Source organism: Streptomyces sp. GL_140 (assembly GCF_057834465.1).
In genome coordinates, this window is record NZ_CM174404.1 from 5,294,739 (window position 1) to 5,315,762 (window position 21,024).

General features: G+C 70.4%; 15 protein-coding genes. 9 read left to right on the plus strand and 6 right to left on the minus strand.

Features of this window, described 5'->3' with window-relative positions:
• Window positions 1–201 precede the first annotated feature (201 nt).
• The 7 genes from AC3IYJ_RS24700 to AC3IYJ_RS24730 all read left to right on the plus strand — a co-directional run bounded on the left by AC3IYJ_RS24700 (window position 202) and on the right by AC3IYJ_RS24730 (window position 11,478).
• The gene (locus AC3IYJ_RS24700) at window positions 202–861 is read left to right on the plus strand and encodes a DUF4344 domain-containing metallopeptidase (protein WP_489396932.1); all 660 of its coding nucleotides are present in this window, start codon (window positions 202–204) and stop codon (window positions 859–861) included.
• A gap of 62 nt (window positions 862–923) precedes the next feature.
• Entirely contained in the window at window positions 924–2,111 is a 1,188-nt protein-coding gene (locus tag AC3IYJ_RS24705; protein WP_489396933.1) for a recombinase family protein, read from the plus strand.
• Window positions 2,112–2,287: 176 nt separating this feature from the next.
• Entirely contained in the window at window positions 2,288–4,342 is a 2,055-nt protein-coding gene (locus AC3IYJ_RS24710) for a thioredoxin domain-containing protein (protein WP_489396934.1), read from the plus strand.
• Window positions 4,343–4,673: 331 nt separating this feature from the next.
• Window positions 4,674–6,026, plus strand: a complete 1,353-nt coding sequence (locus AC3IYJ_RS24715; protein ID WP_489396935.1) for a glycosyltransferase — start codon at window positions 4,674–4,676, stop codon at window positions 6,024–6,026.
• 77 nt (window positions 6,027–6,103) lie between these two features.
• Window positions 6,104–7,765, plus strand: coding sequence for an ArnT family glycosyltransferase (locus AC3IYJ_RS24720; protein WP_489402913.1), 1,662 nt, complete (start codon window positions 6,104–6,106; stop codon window positions 7,763–7,765).
• 6 nt (window positions 7,766–7,771) lie between these two features.
• Complete coding sequence (locus AC3IYJ_RS24725; protein WP_489396936.1) at window positions 7,772–8,974, plus strand: glycosyltransferase; 1,203 nt, start codon at window positions 7,772–7,774, stop codon at window positions 8,972–8,974.
• A gap of 83 nt (window positions 8,975–9,057) precedes the next feature.
• A complete protein-coding gene (locus tag AC3IYJ_RS24730; RefSeq protein ID WP_489396937.1) occupies window positions 9,058–11,478 on the plus strand; it encodes a galactose oxidase family protein in 2,421 nt (806 codons plus the stop codon).
• On the opposite strand, the gene AC3IYJ_RS24735 is transcribed toward AC3IYJ_RS24730, so the two are convergent.
• The gene (locus AC3IYJ_RS24735; protein ID WP_489396938.1) at window positions 11,466–11,984 is read right to left on the minus strand and encodes a hypothetical protein; all 519 of its coding nucleotides are present in this window, start codon (window positions 11,982–11,984) and stop codon (window positions 11,466–11,468) included. The two genes, AC3IYJ_RS24730 and AC3IYJ_RS24735, sit on opposite strands and share 13 nt — an antisense overlap.
• Window positions 11,985–12,163: 179 nt before the next feature.
• Between AC3IYJ_RS24735 and AC3IYJ_RS24740 the strand changes: the two genes are divergently transcribed.
• Complete coding sequence (locus tag AC3IYJ_RS24740; protein ID WP_489396939.1) at window positions 12,164–13,558, plus strand: virginiamycin B lyase family protein; 1,395 nt, start codon at window positions 12,164–12,166, stop codon at window positions 13,556–13,558.
• 12 nt (window positions 13,559–13,570) lie between these two features.
• Here the strand turns inward: AC3IYJ_RS24740 and trhA are convergent, their stop codons facing one another.
• On the minus strand, window positions 13,571–14,257 hold the full coding sequence (gene trhA, locus AC3IYJ_RS24745) for a PAQR family membrane homeostasis protein TrhA (protein WP_489396940.1): 687 nt from the start codon (window positions 14,255–14,257) through the stop codon (window positions 13,571–13,573).
• Between the two features lie 219 nt (window positions 14,258–14,476).
• On the opposite strand from trhA, the gene AC3IYJ_RS24750 reads away from it, so the two are divergent.
• The gene (locus AC3IYJ_RS24750; protein WP_489396941.1) at window positions 14,477–16,327 is read left to right on the plus strand and encodes a phosphoenolpyruvate carboxykinase (GTP); all 1,851 of its coding nucleotides are present in this window, start codon (window positions 14,477–14,479) and stop codon (window positions 16,325–16,327) included.
• A gap of 66 nt (window positions 16,328–16,393) precedes the next feature.
• Here the strand turns inward: AC3IYJ_RS24750 and AC3IYJ_RS24755 are convergent, their stop codons facing one another.
• The 4 genes from AC3IYJ_RS24755 to AC3IYJ_RS24770 are packed head-to-tail and all read right to left on the minus strand — an operon-like array spanning window position 16,394 to window position 20,898.
• Window positions 16,394–17,014: a hypothetical protein gene (locus AC3IYJ_RS24755; protein ID WP_489396942.1), complete on the minus strand. Its 621-nt coding sequence runs from the start codon at window positions 17,012–17,014 to the stop codon at window positions 16,394–16,396.
• Entirely contained in the window at window positions 17,001–18,629 is a 1,629-nt protein-coding gene (locus AC3IYJ_RS24760) for a substrate-binding and vWA domain-containing protein (RefSeq protein WP_489396943.1), read from the minus strand. Before AC3IYJ_RS24760 ends, AC3IYJ_RS24755 begins: the two co-directional genes overlap by 14 nt.
• Entirely contained in the window at window positions 18,626–19,807 is a 1,182-nt protein-coding gene (locus tag AC3IYJ_RS24765; protein WP_489396944.1) for a toxic anion resistance protein, read from the minus strand. The genes AC3IYJ_RS24760 and AC3IYJ_RS24765 overlap by 4 nt, the downstream gene beginning before the upstream one ends.
• Before the next feature lie 11 nt (window positions 19,808–19,818).
• Window positions 19,819–20,898 (minus strand): substrate-binding domain-containing protein, encoded by a 1,080-nt coding sequence (locus AC3IYJ_RS24770; RefSeq protein WP_489396945.1) that lies wholly within the window; start codon window positions 20,896–20,898, stop codon window positions 19,819–19,821.
• Window positions 20,899–21,024 lie beyond the last annotated feature (126 nt).

Consider the following 21,024-nt stretch of genomic DNA (forward strand, 5'->3'; position numbering starts at 1 on the left):
GAGCTCCGGCATGGTGCGACAAGTGTCCGCCGGGACGGGCGCGAGCGCGAGGGAATCTGAGCTAGTTCAGAGGGAGTTGGCGTGCAATCGGTCGCATATGGTGGCTCGGTGAGCAGAAACTGGAGGACTCGGGGACTGTGCGCGACGGCAACCGCGCTGCTTCTGGCGGTGACCGGATGCAAACTCCTGCAGCAGGAACCGGTGCCCGAAAAGGGATTCTGGCTCCACTACGAGAAGCCGGTGGCGGCCGACAAGGACAACGCCCGTTTCCTGCGGAACTGGGCGATCACCGAGTTCACCCTCGCCGACCTCAACGACTACGTCGACCTCCCGTACCTGGTCACCGTCGTCGCCAAATCCTGCCGGGGCGAGGGTACCGGCTACGACCCCGACACCCACCGCATCGAGCTCTGCTACGACGACCTGGCCGAGCAGCGTGCCGCGACCGCCCGCGACGAGGACCTCGCCGAGGCCGTCCGGGAGACGATCCACCACGAGGCGGGCCACGCCCTGATCGACGCGCTGGACCTCCCGGACCAGGGGGATCGCGCCGAGGAGGACGCCGCCGACCGCTTCGCCCAGGTGGTACTGCTGCTCCGCGACCCCGAGGGCGACCGGACCCTCCTGACGGCGGCCCGGATCTACGAACGGGAGGCCGCCGCCGACCCCACCCCCGACCCCACGGACGAACACGCCCCGGCCGCGGCCCGCGCGGAATCCCACCGCTGCGCGGTCTACGGCGCGTTCCCCACCCGCCACAAGGACCTGGCAACCCCGTCCCGCACCACCTGCACCACCACCTGGACCCGCACCCGCGACACCTGGACCCACGACCTGGCCCCGCTCCTGCGGCACACGTAACCCGTTCCCCCGTTCGTCCGTTATGCGGAACATCGGACGAACTCTCGAAAGAGGAACGGGTTATGCACCACATAGCGAACACCGCCGAGGAGGACCTCATCCCGGTCGCCTCGTACGCACGCACCTCACAGGACACACCAGAGGGAGACGCGCGGGGTGTACGCCACCAGCACCGCATCAACGAACGCACCGCCCGCGAACACGGCTGCGTCGTGGTCGCCACCTACACGGACAACGCGCGCAACGCGACCAAGGACGACAGGGAACGCCCGGGCTTCGACCACCTGCTGGCCGACCTGCACCGGGGCCACGCCTTCACGGCCGGTCCCCTGCGCGGCGTCGTCGCCGTCGCGGACGACCGGCTCTACCGCAGGCCGGAGGATCTCATCCGCTTCATGGCAGCGCTGACGTCGGCGCCGGGGCGGGTGTACGTCGACCGGGACGGCCTGCGGGACCCGTACAGCAGGGCCGGCCTTCTGCGCGGTGCCGAATCCCTCCAGGGGGCCGTCGCCGAGGGGAAGATGCGCAGTCGTCGAGTCCAGGACTGGCACTGGTCACGGGCCATGGACGGACTGCCGCACAGCGGGCCGAGGCCTTTCGGGTGGCAGGAGGACCGGCAGACCTTGCATCCGGTCGAGGCGGAACTCGTCCGCAAGGCGATCGAGCATCGCATCGCCGACGGCTCAATGGGGCAGGTGGCGCGAGAGTGGGATGCGCTGGGCATCACAGGCACGCGTGGGGGCCGTCCGAACCCGCAGACGGTCACCCAGATCATCACGGCTCCAAGGGTGTGCGGCTTCCGCGCCAACAGGGGGGAGCTGCTGATCGACCCGGATACGGAGAAGCCGCTGATCGGGGCATGGCAGGCCATCGTCACGCCGGAGCGTTGGGCGGCGCTCTGCTCGACGTTCTCGGCAGGCAGCCTGTACATGCACAGGGGGCCTCTGAGTCCACGATTGACCGACCGTAAGGCCGGTCCGAAGTACCTCGCCACCGGGCTTCTGCGCTGCAGTGAATGCGATCAGCTCATGGGCGGCAGCAAGAGCGCACGCAGCCGCAAGAGCCCGTACAACTACATCTGCGCCTCGGGCCGTGGTTGCGGCCGCTGCGCCATCAGCGGTCCCCTTGTGGAGGAGGCCGTCGAGAGGCTCCTCTTCCCCCGGGACGGAGAGGTCGGCTCCGGTTGCCGGAGTCGATGCGCCGGCGGTGGCAGTCGGGTGAGATGGGGTTCGAGGAGAAGCGGAAGGTGATCGCCTCGGTCTTCACTCACCTCGTGATCAAGCCGGGAAAGAAGGGGTGTGGCACTTGGGGCCATTCCCGCGTGGTGCCGGTATGGAAGTGGGCTGATCGTATAGGGGCCGCCGAACCGGCGGCCTGATGGCCCCGTCATGAGAGGTGTGCGGGGCGGTGCGGCAGGATGGGAGGTATGCCGAATCGCCTTGCGAATGAGACCTCCCCCTACCTGCTCCAGCATGCCGACAACCCCGTCGACTGGTGGCCCTGGTCCCCGGAGGCTTTTGCGGAGGCGCGTGAACGCGGCGTGCCCGTGCTGCTCAGCGTCGGTTACTCCTCGTGTCATTGGTGCCATGTTTTTAGTTTCGAAAGCTTCGAAGATAAAGTCATCGCCGCGTACATGAACGAGCACTTCGTCAACGTCAAGGTGGACCGCGAAGAGCGTCCCGACATCGACGCCGTCTACATGGAGGCCGTGCAGGCCGCCACCGGGCAGGGTGGGTGGCCGATGACGGTGTTTCTGACACCCGACGCCGAGCCCTTCTACTTCGGTACCTACTTCCCGCCCGAGCCCAAGCACGGGATGCCCTCCTTCATGCAGGTGCTCGAAGGCGTGCGCGCCGCGTGGGTCGGGCGGCCCGAGGAGGTGGCCGAGGTCGCGCAGCGGATCGTACGGGACCTCGCGGGGCGGCAGTTGGACTACGGGAAGGCCGGCACCCCCGGGCCCGGGGAGCTCGCGCAGGCGCTGCTCGGGCTGACGCGGGAGTACGACGCCGCGCGCGGCGGATTCGGCGGGGCGCCGAAGTTCCCGCCGTCCATGGTGCTGGAGTTCCTGCTGCGGCATCACGCCCGCACCGGGTCCGAGGGCGCTTTGCAGATGGCCGCCGACACCTGTGAGGCCATGGCGCGGGGCGGGATCTACGACCAGCTCGGGGGCGGGTTCGCGCGGTACTCCGTGGACCGGGAGTGGGTCGTGCCGCATTTCGAGAAGATGCTGTACGACAACGCGCTGCTGTGCCGGGTGTACGCGCATCTTTGGCGGTCTACCGGAGACGAGCTCGCGCGCCGCGTGGCCATCGGGACGGCCGACTTCATGGTCCGTGAACTGCGCACCCACGAGGGCGGGTTCGCCTCTGCGCTGGACGCCGACAGTGAGGACCCGGAGACCGGCAAGCACGTCGAGGGGGCCTACTACGCCTGGACCCCCGCCCAGCTGCGGGAGGTGCTGGGTGAGGAGGACGGGGAGCTGGCCGCCGCCTGCTTCGGGGTGACGCAGGAGGGGACCTTCGAGCACGGGGCCTCCGTGCTGCAACTGCCCGCTCAGGGGCCGGACGTCGAGCCGGAGCGGCTGGAGGGCATCAAGGAGCGGCTGCTGGCCGCCCGCGCGCAGCGCCCCGCGCCCGGCCGGGACGACAAGATCGTCGCCGCCTGGAACGGGCTGGCCATCGCCGCCCTCGCCGAATGCGGGGCCTTCTTCGGCCGGCCCGACCTCGTCGAGCGGGCCACCGAGGCCGCGGACCTCCTCGTACGGGTGCACATGGACGGGCGGGCCCGGCTCGCGCGCACCAGCCGGGACGGGAAGGTGGGGCCCAACGCCGGTGTGCTGGAGGACTACGGGGACGTCGCGGAGGGGTTCCTCACCCTGGCGGCCGTCACCGGGGAAGGGGTCTGGCTGGAGTTCGCCGGGTTCCTCGTGGATCTGGTCCTGGCCCGTTTCGCCGCCGAGGACGGGTCGTTGTACGACACGGCGCACGATGCCGAGCAGCTGATCCGCAGGCCGCAGGACCCGACCGACACGGCGGCCCCGTCCGGCTGGACGGCCGCTGCCGGCGCCCTGCTCTCGTACGCCGCGCACACCGGCTCGGAGCCCCACCGCACGGCGGCGGAGCGGGCGCTGGCCGTGGTGCACGCGCTCGGGCCGCGGGCCCCGCGGTTCATCGGGCACGGCCTGGCGGTGGCCGAAGCGCTCGTCGACGGTCCGCGCGAGGTGGCGGTCGTCGGCCACCCGGAGGATCCGGCGCGGGCGGAACTGCACCGGATCGCGTTGCTGGGGACGGCTCCCGGGGCGGTGGTGGCGTGTGGTCTGCCGTGGGCGGCGGACGGCAGTGGTGGCGAGTTCCCCCTTCTGGCCGAGCGCGCGCTGGTGCGCGACCTCCCCACGGCGTATGTGTGTCGACATTTCGTCTGCGCGCGGCCTACGACAGACCCGGTCGAGCTGGCGGAACAGTTGGGTGCGGTTCATCCGTGAAACGGCCGGAGTAGCGTCAATTCCGTTTGCCTGAAGGCCAGTTCGGAAACGTGGTTTTTATCCGAGCGGCGTCCTGATTTCATCTTTGGTGCCTAGTCTCGTGACTTCGGGAGTCACTGATCAGTCACTCTCGGCAGCGCCGACGGTGTCGGCGCCGCCGACGCCGTTGGCACCGACGGCGCGCACCGGGGGGTGCGCGCAGGGGGAAGCAGGGGAGCAGGGGGAAGCGGGGGAGGAGTGTGCGGCGGGCCGGGGAGCCTGTCGTGCGTCACCGCCCCCGGGGGGTTTGACGATCGCCGCTTGGGGTTGCGGCATGTCTGTGGGGGACAGTTTGTTCACATCCGTGTTCATATCTGCCGTTTCGCTTGCGCTCTTCTGGATGGCCGCATTCACGCTCTGGTGGCAGATGCACGCGTGGCGCACGCCGGAGACGCTCGCCTCGACGCGCTTCGACCGCCCGGACGGCGGCGGCCGGCTGGCGTTCTCGCTGCTGCTGCCCGCCCGGCACGAGCAGGCGGTCCTGGAGCACACCATCGACCGGCTGCTTGAATCGAGCCACCGCGACTACGAGATCATCGTGATCGTCGGCCACGACGACCCGGAGACCGCCGCCGTCGCCGAACGGGCCGCGGCCCGCGCACCCGGCCTCGTACGGGTCATCACCGACCACCACGAGGTCAAGAACAAGCCCAAGGCGCTCAATACCGCCCTCCCGCACTGCCGCGGGGACATCGTCGGGGTCTTCGACGCCGAGGACCAGGTCCACCCCGAGCTGCTCTCCCACGTGGACCACGCCTTCCGTTCCACCGGGGCCGACGTGGTCCAGGGCGGGGTGCAGCTCATCAACTTCCACTCCAGCTGGTACAGCCTGCGCAACTGCCTGGAGTACTTCTTCTGGTTCCGTTCCCGGCTGCACCTGCACGCCGAGAAGGGGTTCATCCCGCTGGGCGGCAACACCGTCTTCGTGCGCACCGAGGTGCTGCGCGAGGCCGACGGCTGGGACCCGAACTGCCTGGCCGAGGACTGCGACCTGGGCGTACGGCTCTCCTCGGTCGGCAAGAAGGTGGTCGTCGCCTACGACAGCGACATGGTCACCCGCGAGGAGACCCCGGGCTCGCTGGTGAGCCTGCTCAAGCAGCGCACCCGCTGGAACCAGGGCTTCCTCCAGGTCTACCGGAAGAAGGACTGGCAGCAGCTGCCCGGCCGCGGCCAGCGCTGGCTGGCCCGGTACACCCTGATGACCCCGTTCCTGCAGGCCACCTCCGGGGTTGTGATCCCGCTGAACTTCGCGATCGCGCTCTTCCTCGACGTGCCGGTGGGCATCGCGATCGTCACCTTCCTGCCGATGATCACCGCGATGGTGACCTTCGTCTTCGAGATCGTCGGCCTCCACGACTTCGGCCGCCAGTACGGGCTGCGGGTGCGCTTCGTGCACTACGTCAAGCTCGTGATCGGCGGCCCGTTCTACCAGGTGATGCTGGCCGGCGCCGCGATCCGTGCGGTCTGGCGCGAGCAGCGCGGCCGCAACGAGTGGGAGCTCACGAGCCACACGGGGGCCCATCTGACGGGGGCGCCCGCCGGGGCCGCCGCGCCTGCCCTGGCCGCCGTCGCCGCCGGTTCCGCCACCGCCACTGCCACCGCCGTTCCCGCGACCGCCACGAGCCGAGAGGACAGTAACCAGTGACCACCACCGTGCCCACGGCCACTGATCCGGAGCCCCAGCCGGCCGCCACCGACCCGACCACCGGCCCGACCACCACCCTGGCCCCGGGCTCGACCCAGGCTTCGACCCGGGTCCGGATCCCCGTCCAGCGCACCGGCGCCGGCGACATCGCGTCCGCCTCCACCGTCAAGGCCCCGCTCCGCGGGCCGGTGCGCTTCCGCACCTCGCGCCCCGACCTGATCCTCTGCGGGACGCTGCTGCTCGCGATCGTCCTCGTACAGGGCTGGAACATCACCAACTTCCCGACCCTCAGCGACGACGAGGGCACCTACCTCGCCCAGGCGTGGGCCGTCCAGCAGGGCCAGGGACTGGCCCACTACACCTACTGGTACGACCATCCGCCCCTCGGCTGGATCCAGATCGCGGGCCTGACCTACCTGCCGTCCCTCTTCGTGCCCGACGCGATGACCGTCGCGCCCATGCGGTTCTCGATGCTCGCCGTGTCCGGCGCCAGCTCCGTCCTGATGTACGTACTCGCGCGCCGGCTCTGGCTGCCGCGCTGGGCGGCCGGGCTCGCCATGGGGCTCTTCGGGCTCTCCCCGCTCTCCGTCGTGCTCCAGCGGGAGATCTTCCTCGACAACATCGCCGTCATGTGGATGCTGCTGGCCTTCTGCCTCGCCGCGTCCCCCAGCCGCCACCTCTGGCACCACTTCGGGTCGGGACTGGCGGCCGCCACCGCCGTCCTGACCAAGGAGACGATGCTGGTGGTGCTCCCGGCGCTGCTGGTGACGATGTGGCGCCACAGCCACCGCGACACCCGCAAGTTCGCCGTCACCGGGGCCGTCACCGCCTGCGTGCTCATCGGCGTGACGTACCCGCTCTACGCACTCCTCAACGGCGAGCTGCTGCCCGGCTCCGGGCACGTCTCCCTGCTCGACGGCATCACCTACCAGATGGGCCGGCCCGGCTCCGGTTTCATCCTCGACTCCGGTTCCGGCTCGCACGGCGTCTTCCGGTCCTGGCTGTACTACGACACCGTGCTGCCGCTGGGCGGACTGGCCGGCGCGGTCCTGCTGCTGGCCACCACCCGGTGGTCCGTCACCGCCCGGGCGCTCGCCGGCCCGGCGCTGGCCGCCGTCATCCTCGCCCTCGTCGCGATGCGGCCCTCCGGCTACCTCCCGGCGATGTACGTGATCCAGGCGCTGCCCTTCCTGGCGCTGGTCCTCGCCGGGGGCGCGGCCAGCATCACGCACGCCGTGCTGCGCCGCCGCCGCGGGGCGGGGGAGCGGCGTGCGCTCACCTACGGGCGCTGGGCGCTGGTCGGGATCCTCGCCGCCTCGGCCGCCGTCTACGTCCTGCCGCGCTGGTACGACGGCAACCGCACGGCGCTCACCGCGGACGCGAACGCCCCGTACCGGCAGGCCGCGGCCTGGCTCGGGCACGAGGTGCGCGACCCCGCGCGGACCAGGGTGCTGGTCGACGACGCGCTGTGGCTGGACGCGGTGCACCACGGCTACGAGCCGGGGCTCGGCGCGATCTGGTTCTACAAGGCGGACCTCGACCCCGCCGTCACCAAGACCCTGCCGAACGGCTGGCAGGACATCGACTACGTGGTCTCCTCGCCCACCGTCCGCCGGGACGCGGTGACGCTACCCAACGTGAAGGCCGCGCTGGAGCATTCGACTCCGGTGGCCGTCTTCGGCGAGGGCGAGGACCGCATCGAGATCCGTCGCACGGACCGCGTCGCCAACGGGAGCTGATCCGGCATGACCGAAGACCTGTGGACCCCGCATGCCCCGGTCGCTCCGGAGCTCGATGCTCCGGCCGTGCCGGAGCCCATGGAGCTGCCCGCCCAGGGCAGTGTCACCCTCATCATCCCGACCTTCAACGAGGCGGGAAACATAGTGGAGTTGCTGAGCCGGCTGGCGGCGGCCCTCCCCGCCCACCTGCCCTGCGAGGTGCTGTTCGTCGACGACTCCACCGACGACACCCCGGCGGTGGTCGAGAAGGCCGCCCTCGAATGCGCCTTCCCGGTGTCGGTCCTGCACCGGGAGAGCCCCGAGGGCGGACTCGGCGGAGCCGTCGTGGAGGGGATCAAGCGGGCGGACACCGACTGGATCGTCGTCATGGACGCCGACCTCCAGCACCCGCCCCACCTGGTCCCCGAACTCGTCGGCGAAGGCACGCGCACCGGCGCCGACCTGGTCGTGGCCTCCCGCTACATCGCGGGCGGCAGCCGGGCCGGGCTCGCCGGGAGCTACCGGATCGCCGTCTCGCGCGGCGCGACCTGGCTGACCAAGGGGCTCTTCCCGCGCGCCCTGCGCGGGATCAGCGACCCGATGAGCGGCTTCTTCGCGATGCGCCGGACCGCCATCAGCGGCGAGAGCGGGGCGCTGAAGCCGCTGGGCTACAAGATCCTGCTGGAGCTGGCCGTTCGCTGCCGGCCCGCGCGCGTGGCCGAAGTCCCGTTCGTCTTCCAGGACCGCTACTCCGGGGAGTCCAAGTCCACCGCCCGCGAGGGGCTGCGCTTCCTGACCCACCTGGCGGCGCTGCGCTCCGCGACCCCGCTCGCCCGCATGATCGGCTTCGGCCTCATCGGGCTCTCCGGCTTCGTCCCGAACCTGGCCGCGCTGTGGCTGCTCACGCACACGGGCATGAACTACCTGCTCGCCGAGGTGGCGGCCAACCAGGCCGGGGTGATGTGGAACTTCCTCCTCATCGAGACCCTGCTGTTCCGCGACCGCCGCCGTCACCGCCACTGGGCGGACCGGATCGGCCGGTTCACCCTGCTGGCCAACGCGGATCTACTGCTGCGGATCCCGCTGATCGCCCTGTTCGTCGCGAAGCTGGGCTTCGGCGTGCTGACCGCGACGGCGCTCGCGCTGGTCACCACCTTCGTCCTGCGGTTCGCGGCGACCGAAGCACTCGTCTACCTCCCGCGCAAGGCAGGCCGTACGTCCGGGAGTTGACCGCGCGGGAGCCGAACCCCGGAATCCCGGTCCCGGAAGTCCAGTCCCCAGGAGTCGAGCCGCACCGAAGGGAATCGACGCTCATGCGATGGAAGATCCGGCGCAGGGCAGGGCGGCGGGCCGCCCTGCTGGCCGTAGGGGCCATGACCGCGGGCCTGCTGCTGACCGCACCGCAGCAGGCCTCGGCCGGGCCGCCCAACCTGCTCACCAACCCAGGTTTCGAGACCGCCGGCGCTCCCGGCGCCGACATGCCCTCCTGCTGGGAGAGGTCCGGCTGGGGCGACAACGACTTCAGCTTCACCACCGTCGCGGACGCGCACTCCGGCACCAAGGCGATGAAGGTGGCCCTGACCCGCCGGGTGAACGGCGACCGCAAGGCGATGGTCACCGAGAACGCGGCCTGCGCGCCCACCGTCACTCCGGGCAAGCAGTACGACCTGTCGGCCTGGTACAAGTCCAACACCCCGGACGTGTCGGTGACGGTGTTCCGGCACGACGCCACGGCGGGCTGGCAGTACTGGACCGACCTGGCCAACCCGCCGGTCAGCGCCGCCTGGGCGCGCACGCAGGTCCGTACGCCCGCCGTGCCGCCCGGCACCGACAAGATCACCTGGGGGCTGTCCGTCTACGGGGTCGGCGCGCTGACCAGCGACGACTACGCGGTGGAGGAGGTCGGCGCCACCCCGCCGCAGCCCGGCTGCACGGGGACGACGGACCAGTGCGCGAAGGGCTCGTGGGAGGTGATCCCCGCGAAGAACCCGGTGCGCTCGATGCACGCGGTGGTGCTCAAGAACGGCAAGGTCCTGCTGATCGCCGGTTCGGGCAACGACATCGCCCAGTTCAACGCGGGCACCTTCACCTCCGCCGTCTACGATCCGGCGAACGGCTCGTTCAAGACGATCCCGACGCCCTCGGACATGTTCTGCTCGGGCCACGTGCAGCTGTCCGACGGCCGGGTGCTGGTGATGAGCGGCAACAAGGGCTATCCGTCCGCCGACGGCAAGATCGGCTACCAGGGCCTCAAGGACTCCTACGTCTTCGACCCGGCGACCGAGAAGTACACCAGGACCAACGACCTCAACGGCGGGCACTGGTATCCGTCCGCGACCGTTCTCGGCAACGGCGACGTGATCACCTTCGGCGGTCTGAAGGAGGACTCCACGGGCAATGTGACCGCGGAGAAGTTCTCGGCGGCGCAGAACAAGTGGCTGCCGATGAACGAGGTCAACCAGACCTGGTCCTACTGGGGCCTCTACCCCTCCATGGTCCTCATGCAGGACGGCAGGCTCTTCTACACGGGCAGCCACACCTTCGGCAACGGCACCCAGGGCAGCGGCGCGTCCATCTACGACTACAACGCGAACACCATCACGGACGTGCCCGGCCTTCGCAACAAGGACCAGCGCGACGAGTCGGCGAGCGTGCTGCTGCCCCCGGCACAGGACCAGCGCGTCCTGACCATCGGCGGCGGCAACAACGAGACCAACCCGGCGGCGAACCGGCTCACCGACCTGATCGACCTCAAGGCGGCGAACCCGGTGTACACGGCCGGCCCGGACATCCCCCAGGGCCTGGTCGACGTGGGCGCGGGCAAGCGGCCGCAGACCGGGGCCGAGGGCAAGATGTACCCGGCGGCCGTGCTGCTGCCGGACGGCAAGGTGCTGGAGACCGGCGGCGGGCTGCACGACCGCGCCGACCCGGTCTACGAGGCCTCGTTCTTCGACCCGGTGACCAACACCTACCAGGCCGGGCTGCCCGCCGACCCGATCCCGCGTACGTACCACTCCGGCGGGTTCCTGCTGCCCGACGGGCGGGTCATGACGGTCGGCGACAACCCGGGCAACGGCACCTACAACAACAACGTGTCGATCTACACGCCCCCGTACCTCTTCAAGGGCGCCCGCCCCAAGCTCACTTCCGTCATCGACACGGACTGGGTGTACGGGGACACGCAGCGGATCACCGTCGACCGGCCGATCGCCAAGGCGGAGCTGATCCGTCCGGCCGCCGTCACCCACTCCTCGGACCCCAACCAGCGGTTCGTGGACCTGCCGATGTCGGTGGTCAACGGGACGACGATCGACCTGAACGTCACCACCAACCCCAACCTGGCGCCGCCCGGCTGGTACATGCTCTTCGGGGTCGACGCGAACGGCATCCCGTCGGTCGCCACCTGGGTCCACCTCGGCGGCGCGCCCTCGGTCGCGGCGGCGGTGGTGGCCCCGACGGCTCACGTGCACGATTTCGCGGACGCCCCACAGGCGGCCCCGAAGGCCAACCCGGCCCAGCGGGACTCCGCCCCGGTGGCCCCGAGCGTGGCCGGCTGCGACCGCCACTACGGGACGGTCAACGTCTGCGTGCCGACCCGCTTCCCGACGGAGGTGAAGGGGACCACCAAGGCCCGCTGCGACTGGCTGGCCTCGCACAAGTTCCCGCCCCGCCTGAAGGTCAACGGCAGCGACCCGTTGCGCCTCGACCCGGACGGCGACGGCTACGCCTGCTGACGGGTGAGGGCCTCGCTCCGCCGCAGTTCCCCTGCGGCGAGGGCGAGGCCCGCCGCTGCGGCCAGCAGGACCGCCGATACGCCGAAGAAGGTGCGCTCCTCATTGGCGGCGGCGGCCTCGTACGCGCCTCGGGACACCTCGAGCCTGCTGCGCGCATGGTGGCTGGTGTCGAAGACGTAGTAACGGCCTTCCACGATGCGCGGATTCTGGAAGTGGTCGCCGCTCAGGCCGGTCAGTACGGCGCCCCCGAGGGCCAGTGCGGCGAGGGCCGCCTGCGCGGCGGTCGGCAGGCACCGGAAGGCGAGCCACCGTGTGCTGCGGTCCGTCCGGGTCAGCATGATCCGTAGGGTGGCGGCGATGAGGAGCGGGAACCCGGCCACGAAGGGCACTCGCCACGAGCCCGGCAGGACCGGCCCGCCCGGCAGGAACGTGAGCGCCCCCACGAGGGCCGCGATCGCGCTCAGCAAGCCCGCCAGTGCGCCGTGCAGCTTGAAACTCCACCCCATGCGGCCACTCTGACAGGTGGGCCGGGCCCGTCGCACTGCCGTGTTCCGGCACTCTGCGGGGCCCTTCGCTGCCCTGCTGTCAAGTGCACCCGTTTGACCGCCCGTCGCCCCGCACCGCGGTGTGACGCTCCTCCTACGCTGAGTCGCGGCCCCTTGCCCGGACGAAAGGTTCCGCGACCATGCGCGAGACAGCCCTGCCGACCCCGCGACGCGCGCGTGTCACCCGGAGCCGGCGCCTGGCCGTGCTGCTCGCGGGCAGTCTGCTCAGCCTGCCCTCCCTCGCGGGGCAGGCTCACGCCGGCGTCGGTGACATCACCGAATTCGACGTTCCTGCGAAGGCGGGCTTCCCGGACGGGAGCTTCCCGGTGGGCGTCACCTCCGGGCCCGACGGCAACGTGTGGTTCACCGAGAACGCTGCCGACAAGGTCGCGCGGATCACACGGGGCGGGGCCATCACCGAGTTCCCGGTGCCCACCGGAGGCTTCCCGGACGAGATCGTCACGGGGTCCGACGACAACCTGTGGTTCACCCAGCCGGGCTCCAACCGGATCGGGCGGATCACGACGGCCGGCGTCGTCAGCGATTTCCCGCTGCCCCACCCGGACAGCCTCCCGTTCGGCATCACCGGCGGCCCGGACGGCAGTCTCTGGTTCGCGGAGCTGGGCGCCAACCGCATCGGCCGGATCACCACGGCCGGCGCGATCACCGAGTTCGAGCTGCCCCAAGGCGACAGCATCGCCTATCGCGTCGCGACCGGTCCCGACGGCAACGTGTGGTTCACGGAGCAGGCCGCCAACCGGATCGGACGGATCACGCCGACCGGCAAGGTCACCGAATTCCCGCTGCCCGACGCGGACAGCGGTCCCGACAGCATCACCGCCGGTCCCGACGGAAACCTGTGGTTCACCGAACTCTGGCGCGGCCGCATCGGGAAGATCACGCGGAGCGGTGGCATCACCGAATACCCGCTGGCCGATCCCGAGGGCGGGCCGATGGGCATCGCCGCGGGGCCGGACGGAAACCTGTGGTTCGCCGATTCCAACACCGACCGGATCGGGCGGATCACGACCGGCGGCGCCGTCACCGAGCGCCCGCTGCCCCACCCCAACCCGGGGAAGACGCCCTTCCGCATCGCCGCCGGTCCGGACGGCAACATGTGGTTCACGGAGTTCATCGGCAACAAGGTCGGGCGCGTGAAGGTCGGGGATCCGGCGGCCGACCTGGCGGTCTCGGTGTCCGCGCCGGCCACGGCACGCACCGGCGATGCGTACACCTACACCGTGAAGGTCACCAACCACGGCCTGTCCCCGGCGAAGGGTGTGGTCGTGACGCTGGCCAAGCCCGCGTCGGCGCACACCGTGAACGCCTCGCCGGAGCCCCGGCGTTCCACCCCGGACCAGCTGACCTGGAACACCGGTTCACTGGCCGTCGGAGAGCACCGCACCTTCCGCGTCACGGTGCGGGCCACCCGCCCGGGCCCGGTCGGGGCGACGGCGAAGGCCGCATCCACCACCTTCGACCCGAGCCCCGGAAACAACACGGACACCGCCGCGACGAACGTCTCCGGGCGCTAGCGGTGGGTACGGCTAGTGCTGGTAGGCGGCGATCGAGATGCCGACGTAGTGCGCCACGAAGGCGGCCAGGGTCAGGGAGTGGAAGACCTCGTGGAAGCCGAAGAAGCGCGGGGAGGGGTCCGGGCGCTTCATGCCGTAGATGACTCCGCCGACGCTGTAGAGGAGGCCGCCGACGATCACCAGGACCAGGACAGCGATGCCGCCGGTGCGCATGAACTCGGGGAGGAAGAAGACCGCCGCCCAGCCCATGGCGATGTAGCAGGGCGTGTACAGCCAGCGCGGGGCGCCGACCCAGAAGACGCGGAAGGCGATGCCGGCCGCGGCCGCGATCCAGACGGCCCACAGCAGGGTCCGCCCGGAGGAGTCCGGCAGGAGCAGCACGGTCAGTGGTGTGTAGGTGCCCGCGATGATCAGGAAGATGTTGGCGTGGTCGAGCCGCCGCAGGATGGCTTCGCCGCGCGGGCCCCACGTACCGCGGTGGTACACGGCGCTGACTCCGAAGAGCAGGCACGCGGTGAGGATGTACACCCCGCACGCCACCCGGGCCCGGGTCGAGTCGGTGAAGGCCATCAGGACGAGACCGGCGATCACCACGGCGGGGAACATGCCGGTGTGCAGCCAGCCGCGCATGAGCGGCTTGGCCTCCTGATCGGCGGGTTCTACCGTCGGAGCGGCCACGGCAGCGGCGTCAGAAGTCATGCCGACCATGCTACCTACGGTTGCGTAGGTTTCCGTTAGTGCGCTTTACGGAAGATTGACCGGAGTGGCAATGCTCACGTGAGAGGCCCCCTGGACATATGCGCACATCCACCGGATGATCAGATGAGTGCGGTCGGCACCGGATGAGCGATGCGCGAAGCGTCCGGGTCGCAGCCCCCACGGGGCAACACCAAACAAACCCCTCAACAAGGAGCGATCGTGGCGCGCGACATCGCGGCTCCCACCACTACTTCCGACGTCCCGACCAAGCACCAGGAGCTCGTCTCCTGGGTCGGCGACATCGCAGCCCTCACCCAGCCGGACCGCATCGTCTGGTGTGACGGGTCCGAGGCCGAGTACGAGGCCCTGTGCGACGAGCTCGTCTCCCAGGGCACCTTCAAGAAGCTGGACCCGGCCAAGCGCCCGAACTCGTACTACGCCGCCTCCGACCCCTCCGACGTCGCGCGCGTCGAGGACCGGACCTTCATCTGCTCCGAGAAGGAGGAGGACGCGGGCCCGACCAACCACTGGAAGGCCCCGGCCGAGATGAAGGAGCTCTTCGCCGGCAAGGGCGAAGAGGGCGGCATCTTCCGCGGCTCCATGAAGGGCCGCACGATGTACGTCGTGCCCTTCTGCATGGGCCCCCTGGGCTCGGAGCTCTCCGCCATCGGCGTCGAGATCACCGACTCCGCCTACGTCGCCGTCGCCATGCGCACCATGACCCGCATGGGCCAGGCCGTCCTCGACGAGCTCGGCACCGACGGTTTCTTCGTCAAGGCCGTCCACACCCTCGGCGCCCCGCTCGCCGAGGGCCAGGCCGACGTGCCGTGGCCCTGCAACACCACCAAGTACATCTCGCACTTCCCGGAGACCCGCGAGATCTGGTCCTACGGATCGGGCTACGGCGGCAACGCCCTCCTCGGCAAGAAGTGCTACGCGCTGCGCATCGCGTCCGTCATGGCCCGCGACGAGGGCTGGCTCGCCGAGCACATGCTGATCCTCAAGCTCACCCCGCCGCAGGGCGAGGGCGAAGCCAAGTACGTCGCCGCCGCGTTCCCGTCCGCCTGTGGCAAGACCAACCTGGCCATGCTGGAGCCGACCATCCCCGGCTGGACGGTCGAGACCATCGGTGACGACATCGCCTGGATGCGCTTCGGCGAGGACGGTCGCCTCTACGCGATCAACCCCGAGGCCGGCTTCTTCGGCGTCGCGCCCGGCACCGGCGCGCACACCAACGCCAACGCCATGAAGACGATGTACGCCAACACCGTCTTCACCAACGTCGCGCTCACCCCCGACGGCTCCGACGTCTGGTGGGAGGGCATGACCGAAGAGGCGCCCGCCCACCTGATCGACTGGAAGGGCAACGCCTGGACCCCGGAGTCTGAGACCCCGGCGGCCCACCCCAACGCCCGCTTCGCCGTCCCGGCCTCGCAGTGCCCGACGATCGCCCCCGAGTGGGAGGACCCCAAGGGCGTCCCGATCTCCGCGATCCTCTTCGGCGGCCGCCGCGCCTCCGCGGTGCCGCTGGTCACCGAGTCCTTCGACTGGAACCACGGCGTCTTCATCGGCTCGAACATCGCCTCGGAGAAGACCGCCGCCGCCGAGGGCAAGGTCGGCGAGCTGCGCCGCGACCCCTTCGCCATGCTGCCGTTCTGCGGCTACAACATGGGCGACTACATGGGCCACTGGGTCGACGTCGCCAAGGGCAAGGACCAGTCCAAGCTTCCGAAGATCTACTACGTGAACTGGTTCCGCAAGAACGACGCGGGCAAGTTCGTGTGGCCGGGCTTCGGCGAGAACAGCCGCGTCCTGAAGTGGATCGTCGAGCGCCTCGAAGGCACCGCCGAGGGCGTCGAGACCCCGATCGGCATCCTGCCGACCGTGGCCTCCCTGGACACCGACGGCCTGGACCTGCCGGCCTCCGACCTGGAGTTCCTGCTCACGGTCGACAAGGAGGTCTGGCGCGACGAGGCCTCGCTGGTCCCGGCGCACCTGAACACCTACGGCGACCACACGCCCAAGGAGCTGTGGGACCAGTACGAGGCGCTCGTCGAGCGCCTGGGCTGAGCCCGGCACACATGAACTCCCGCAGCCGGCTGTCCCCGGCCGCGGGCTGACGCGGGATTCCCCGACCTAGGATTCCCTGCGACCTTCCAAATAGGTCGTGTGCGTCTGCTGACGGCGGGCCTCCGTTTCACGGAGGTCCGCCGTCTGGCGTTCCGCTTCCTCGCGCAGCAGCGACAGCTGCCGCTCCAGGTGGCGCTCCGGCGATTCGCCGCCCGGCGTGAGCCGGGTCCACCAGCGGGTCCGGTTGTAGGTGTCCACGCACTCGGGCACGTCCGTGCGGATCGCCCGCGTCAGTGCGTGCACCGCCTCCGGATCGGTGGCCAGTACGCCGGCCACCCAGCCCGGCTCCAGCATCGCCGCGTAGAGCTCCAGCAGCGCGGCCAGCACCCCGGCGGGCTCCGCCGGCAGGTCCACCTCGGCCACGTACTCCCGCAGCCGCGCGAAGTCCTCCCGTACGAAGCCCAGTTCCTCGGCGGGTTCCGGGGGTCTGGGGGGCTCGGGCAGGTCCGGCGGGGCGATGAGCGCGCCCGCCGCGTACAGCCCGGCGACCACCACGGGCCAGTACGTGCCCGCCACCCCGGTCAGGGTCAGGCCCAGGCCGAGGAGCCCGCAGGCGCTGCCCGTCAGGTTCTTCTTCGATTCGAGGTAGTGGAGAAAAGCCCTACCGAGGGCTCTATTGGTAGCCACGGATCTCCTCGAAGGCTCCGTCCAGCGAACCGTTGCCGTCGGTGGCGTCGAAGAGCCGTCCGCCGGTCAGTTCGGTGATGTGGCCGAGCTCCTTGCGGTCCGAGTCCCCGAAGAGCACCGCGAAGACCGGCGTGTGCTTCTGGGCCTCCGGCAGCCCCGCGTAGAAGGTGTCGAAGTGCTTGGCCCCGGCGCCCGCCGTGTTCTCGCCGTCCGTCATCAGCACGATCGAGGTGAACGCGTCCGCGTTGCCCTCGCCGAGGTGCTGGTACGCCGCCTCCAGACTGCTGTAGATGGCCGTGCCCCCGTTCGGCTGCAGCGACTTCACGTCACCCCGGATCGCGTCCAGGGCCGGTCCCGGATTGCCCGGTTCCACCACGTGCGTCAGTACCTTCTTCACCTTGTCGCCGAACGGCAGGAGCGTCACCTCCTCGCGGTCCCGGAACCGCTGCCCGGTACCCGAAGTGCCCGTACCCGTCAGGTCGGTGAGCGCGGTCTTCAGGCGCCCGATGCGGTTGTCGTCGCCCATCGAGCCCGAGGTGTCCAGCACGTACACCGTGCGCGAGGGCCGGCGCAGCTCGTTCTCGTAGGAGGCCAGCAGGCCGTCCGCCACCGACCGGGTGCCGGGGAAGGGGAGCTCGCGCCGCTTGTCCGAGTTCAGTCCGGCCGCCGGTGTCACGCCGGCCGCGACGGGCCGGCGGAAGGTCTTCTCGGTGATCGCCTTCTGGGCCGCGGCGCCGCTGAGGTACTCGGTCAGCGCCCGGCCCGACTCGCGGGCCCCGGCCGGGGCCGAGGTCAGCAGGGTCAGCGGGTAGTGGGCGGTGACCACCCCGTCGACCGGCCGGATCACCGTCAGGTTCGTCTTCGCGTCCCGGTTCATGGACAGCAGCACCGACTCGTAGTTCACCAGCGCGTCCACGTCCCCGCGCTTCTCGTACGCCGTCGCCAGCCAGCCCGAGGAACCGGAAGTCAGCTTCTGCCCGGTGAAGAACTCCTTCAGCTTCGGCTGCGCCTTCGCCACGTCCGCGTCGGTCAGGGCCGCCTGCGCGCCCGACAGCCCCGAGGCGACCGAGATCAGCGCGGAAAAACCGGAGTTGGAGCGCACCGGGTCGGTCATGCCGTACGTCAGCTTCCCGGCGGCCACGGCCTCGTGGACCGCCGACCAGGTGACCTCCTCGGGCTTCCAGCCGAGCCGGGTCAGCGCCTGCGGCTTCACGCCGATGGCGACCGGCGAGGACATCACCGGGGTCTCGCTCGACAGCTTGCCCGCCGCCTCCGGCCGCAGCCGCAGGTAGTCGTTGGAGGAGAGCCAGACGGCGTCGTACTTCCCGTCCGCCTTGCCCGTGGCGATCTGCTCGACCGCGTCCAGGGTGCCCGACATGGTCAGCTCCACGCTCACCCCGGTGGCGCTCTTGGCCGCCTTCAGCACCTCGTCCATGTCGGAGAGCTCGCTGGAGGCCAGGACCCGCAGCTTGCCTTCCTGGTACACGGTCTGCTTCGGCTGCCCGGAGCCGCCGGAGCCGCTTTCGGACGTGCACGCGCTCGCCCCGATTAGGGCCGCGGCCAGCGCCACGGCGGCGGCGAGCCTTCTGCGCATCACGGCGCCGCGGACGCTCATCGCCCGCCTCCTTCCAAGGCGCCCGCGGTGCGGGTGCGTGCCAGGTAGGCCGAGGCCGTCTGGAGCTCGCCGGTCAGGGACTCCACGGTGGCCGCCATGTTCTCCGTCGCCTGCACCTTGAAGGTGTCGATGGCGTCGAGGGTCTTGTAGATCTGCGCGAAGGCGGTCCGCAGGGTTTCGGCTCCCACCGCCGGGTCGGCGGCGATCCGCTGGATCTCCCCGCTCTGCGTGGACAGCATCTCGGCGTTGCCCCGGATGAGGTCTTCGGTGGTGTCGCGCAGGGTGTTGATCTGCTCGGCCACCTTCTTCTGGTTGTCGAGCGCCGAGGCCAGCATCACGGCGATCCGCAGCGCGGACACCGTGGTGGTCGCGGCCCGCTCGACGCCCTTGATCAGCTCGTCGTTGTTGCGCCGGACCACGTCCATCGCCAGGTATCCCTGGGCGCAGACGGCCAGTTGGGTCAGCAGGTCCTGGTGCTTCTGCCGGACGGGGAACAGCACGTCCACGCGGAGCGCGTCGGCCTGCCCGGGGTCGCTCTGGCCGGAGATCCGCTGCTCGACGGCGGCGTCCAGGGCCTCGGTGAGCACCGCGTACTCCTGGAGCTTGCCCATCGTCTCCCACAGCCGGGCCCGCTCGGTGTGCAGGGCGGCGTTGTCGCGGCGCAGCTCGTCCTGGCCGCCGCGCAGGGCGCCGACGATCCGGTTGAGGGTCGCCTGGGAGGAGGCGTACTTGGCCACGTGGTCGCGGAACCGGTTCCCGCCCGGGAGCTTCGAGAGGAGCTTGCCGAACCCCTTGGCGGGGGAGTCGCTCGGATCCAGGTCCACGACGGTGCGTCGCAGTTCGACCAGGGAGTTCGCCACGCGGCCCTGGGCGTCGCCGCCGCCGTCCGCGCCCAGGGAGCGTACGGCGCGTTCCAGCATCCGGTTGGACTGCTGGGCGGCGCTGCGGATGTCGGCGGAGCCGAGGCCGGCGATCTCGCCGATCCGGCTCGCGAACTCGGGGGAGCGGCTGTCGATGCCGGCCAGCGAGCCGACGTACTCCCCGGCCCGGCGGGCCATCTCGTCGCGCACCCCGTCCTGGAGCGGTACGAGGCCGGATGCCTGCTCCCGCTTGACGGGGGCGACGGGCTCGGGAGGCGTGAGGACGAGCGGGCTGTCCTCCGGTGGTGTCAGTGTCATCGTGAGTCCCCCTATCCCTTGGCGCGCGCGGCCAGCGCCATCAGGATCTTGACGGTCGGGGCGCCGACCTGGCGGATGCCGGTCAGCCCCGGGTTGAGGTACGCGGTGTACGGCGCGGTCGCGGCGGTGAATTCCGCCAGTCCCTCCTGCGGCCGGAAGCCGTGGCGGATCTCCAGCGCGCGCAGGGCCGGGTCGGAGACCAGGAGGGCGCCGAGGTCCTTGGCGTTCTCGCTGATCGGCACGAAGGTGTGCGGGGAGTTGACGGTGGTGTCCGGGTAGAGGACCACCATGTCGCCCGGATCCTGCTTCTGGAGGAGCAGGCTGGCCACCTGGGACTCGTAGGCGAGGATGAGCGGTTCGCCGCTGCCGCTGAGGAAGGCCCGGAAGGGGTCGTCGGTGGACTGCGGCATGGCGCCCTGGACGGAGATCGTCTTGCGCATCAGGGGCGCGGTGCGTTCGACTCCGGCGTCGTCGGAGACGACGGTGGAGTTGTTGGCGACGTTCGAGGTGGTGGCGAGGAACAGCGCGCCCGAGTTGGAGGTGGTCGGATCGGTGGTCCGGATGAACACCGTGCCGTTCAGCTCGGGGAAGGCGCTGGTGCCGCCCTGGAGTTCCTGCCAGCTCTTCTGCCCGTCCACGGCCTTCAGGTAGGGGCCGAGGAGGAGCGTGCCGGTGTTCTTGCCGGTCGTCTTGGCGAGGCCGTGCTCGGTGAGCACCTTGGCGGCGTTGGCGCGGGCGATGACGACGAGCGGGGAGAAGAAGGGCTTGGTGGTCTGGGCGCCCTTCACCCCGGCCGCGGCCTCGATCTCGGCGGCCGGTTCGTTGCTGCTGGGGAAGGCGAAGTCGAATTCCTTCAGGGCGAGTTGGTCCATCGCCCAGGAGCCCGAAGTCTCCGTCTTCACGGTGTAGCCCTTGTCCTTAAGGGCCTTGACGACGTCGGGGTCGCGGAAGAACTCGGACTTCTCCGAACCGATGACGCCATGCACGGTCTTCGTTGCCGTGCCCTCCGGCTTCTTGCCCCCGAGAGCGATGGCGGCTATCACGCCGCCGATCAGGAGGACCGCCAGGGCGATTCCTAGGATGCGTCTCACGGGTGCAGAGTGCTCGCGGAAACCCACATTCCGCGCTGAGTTGAGTGAACGGAGGGTGGCCAGGCGGTCCCACTTCGAAATGCTGTGTGACTTCGTGGGTGCTGGTGGCCGGGGCGGGCTGCCGGG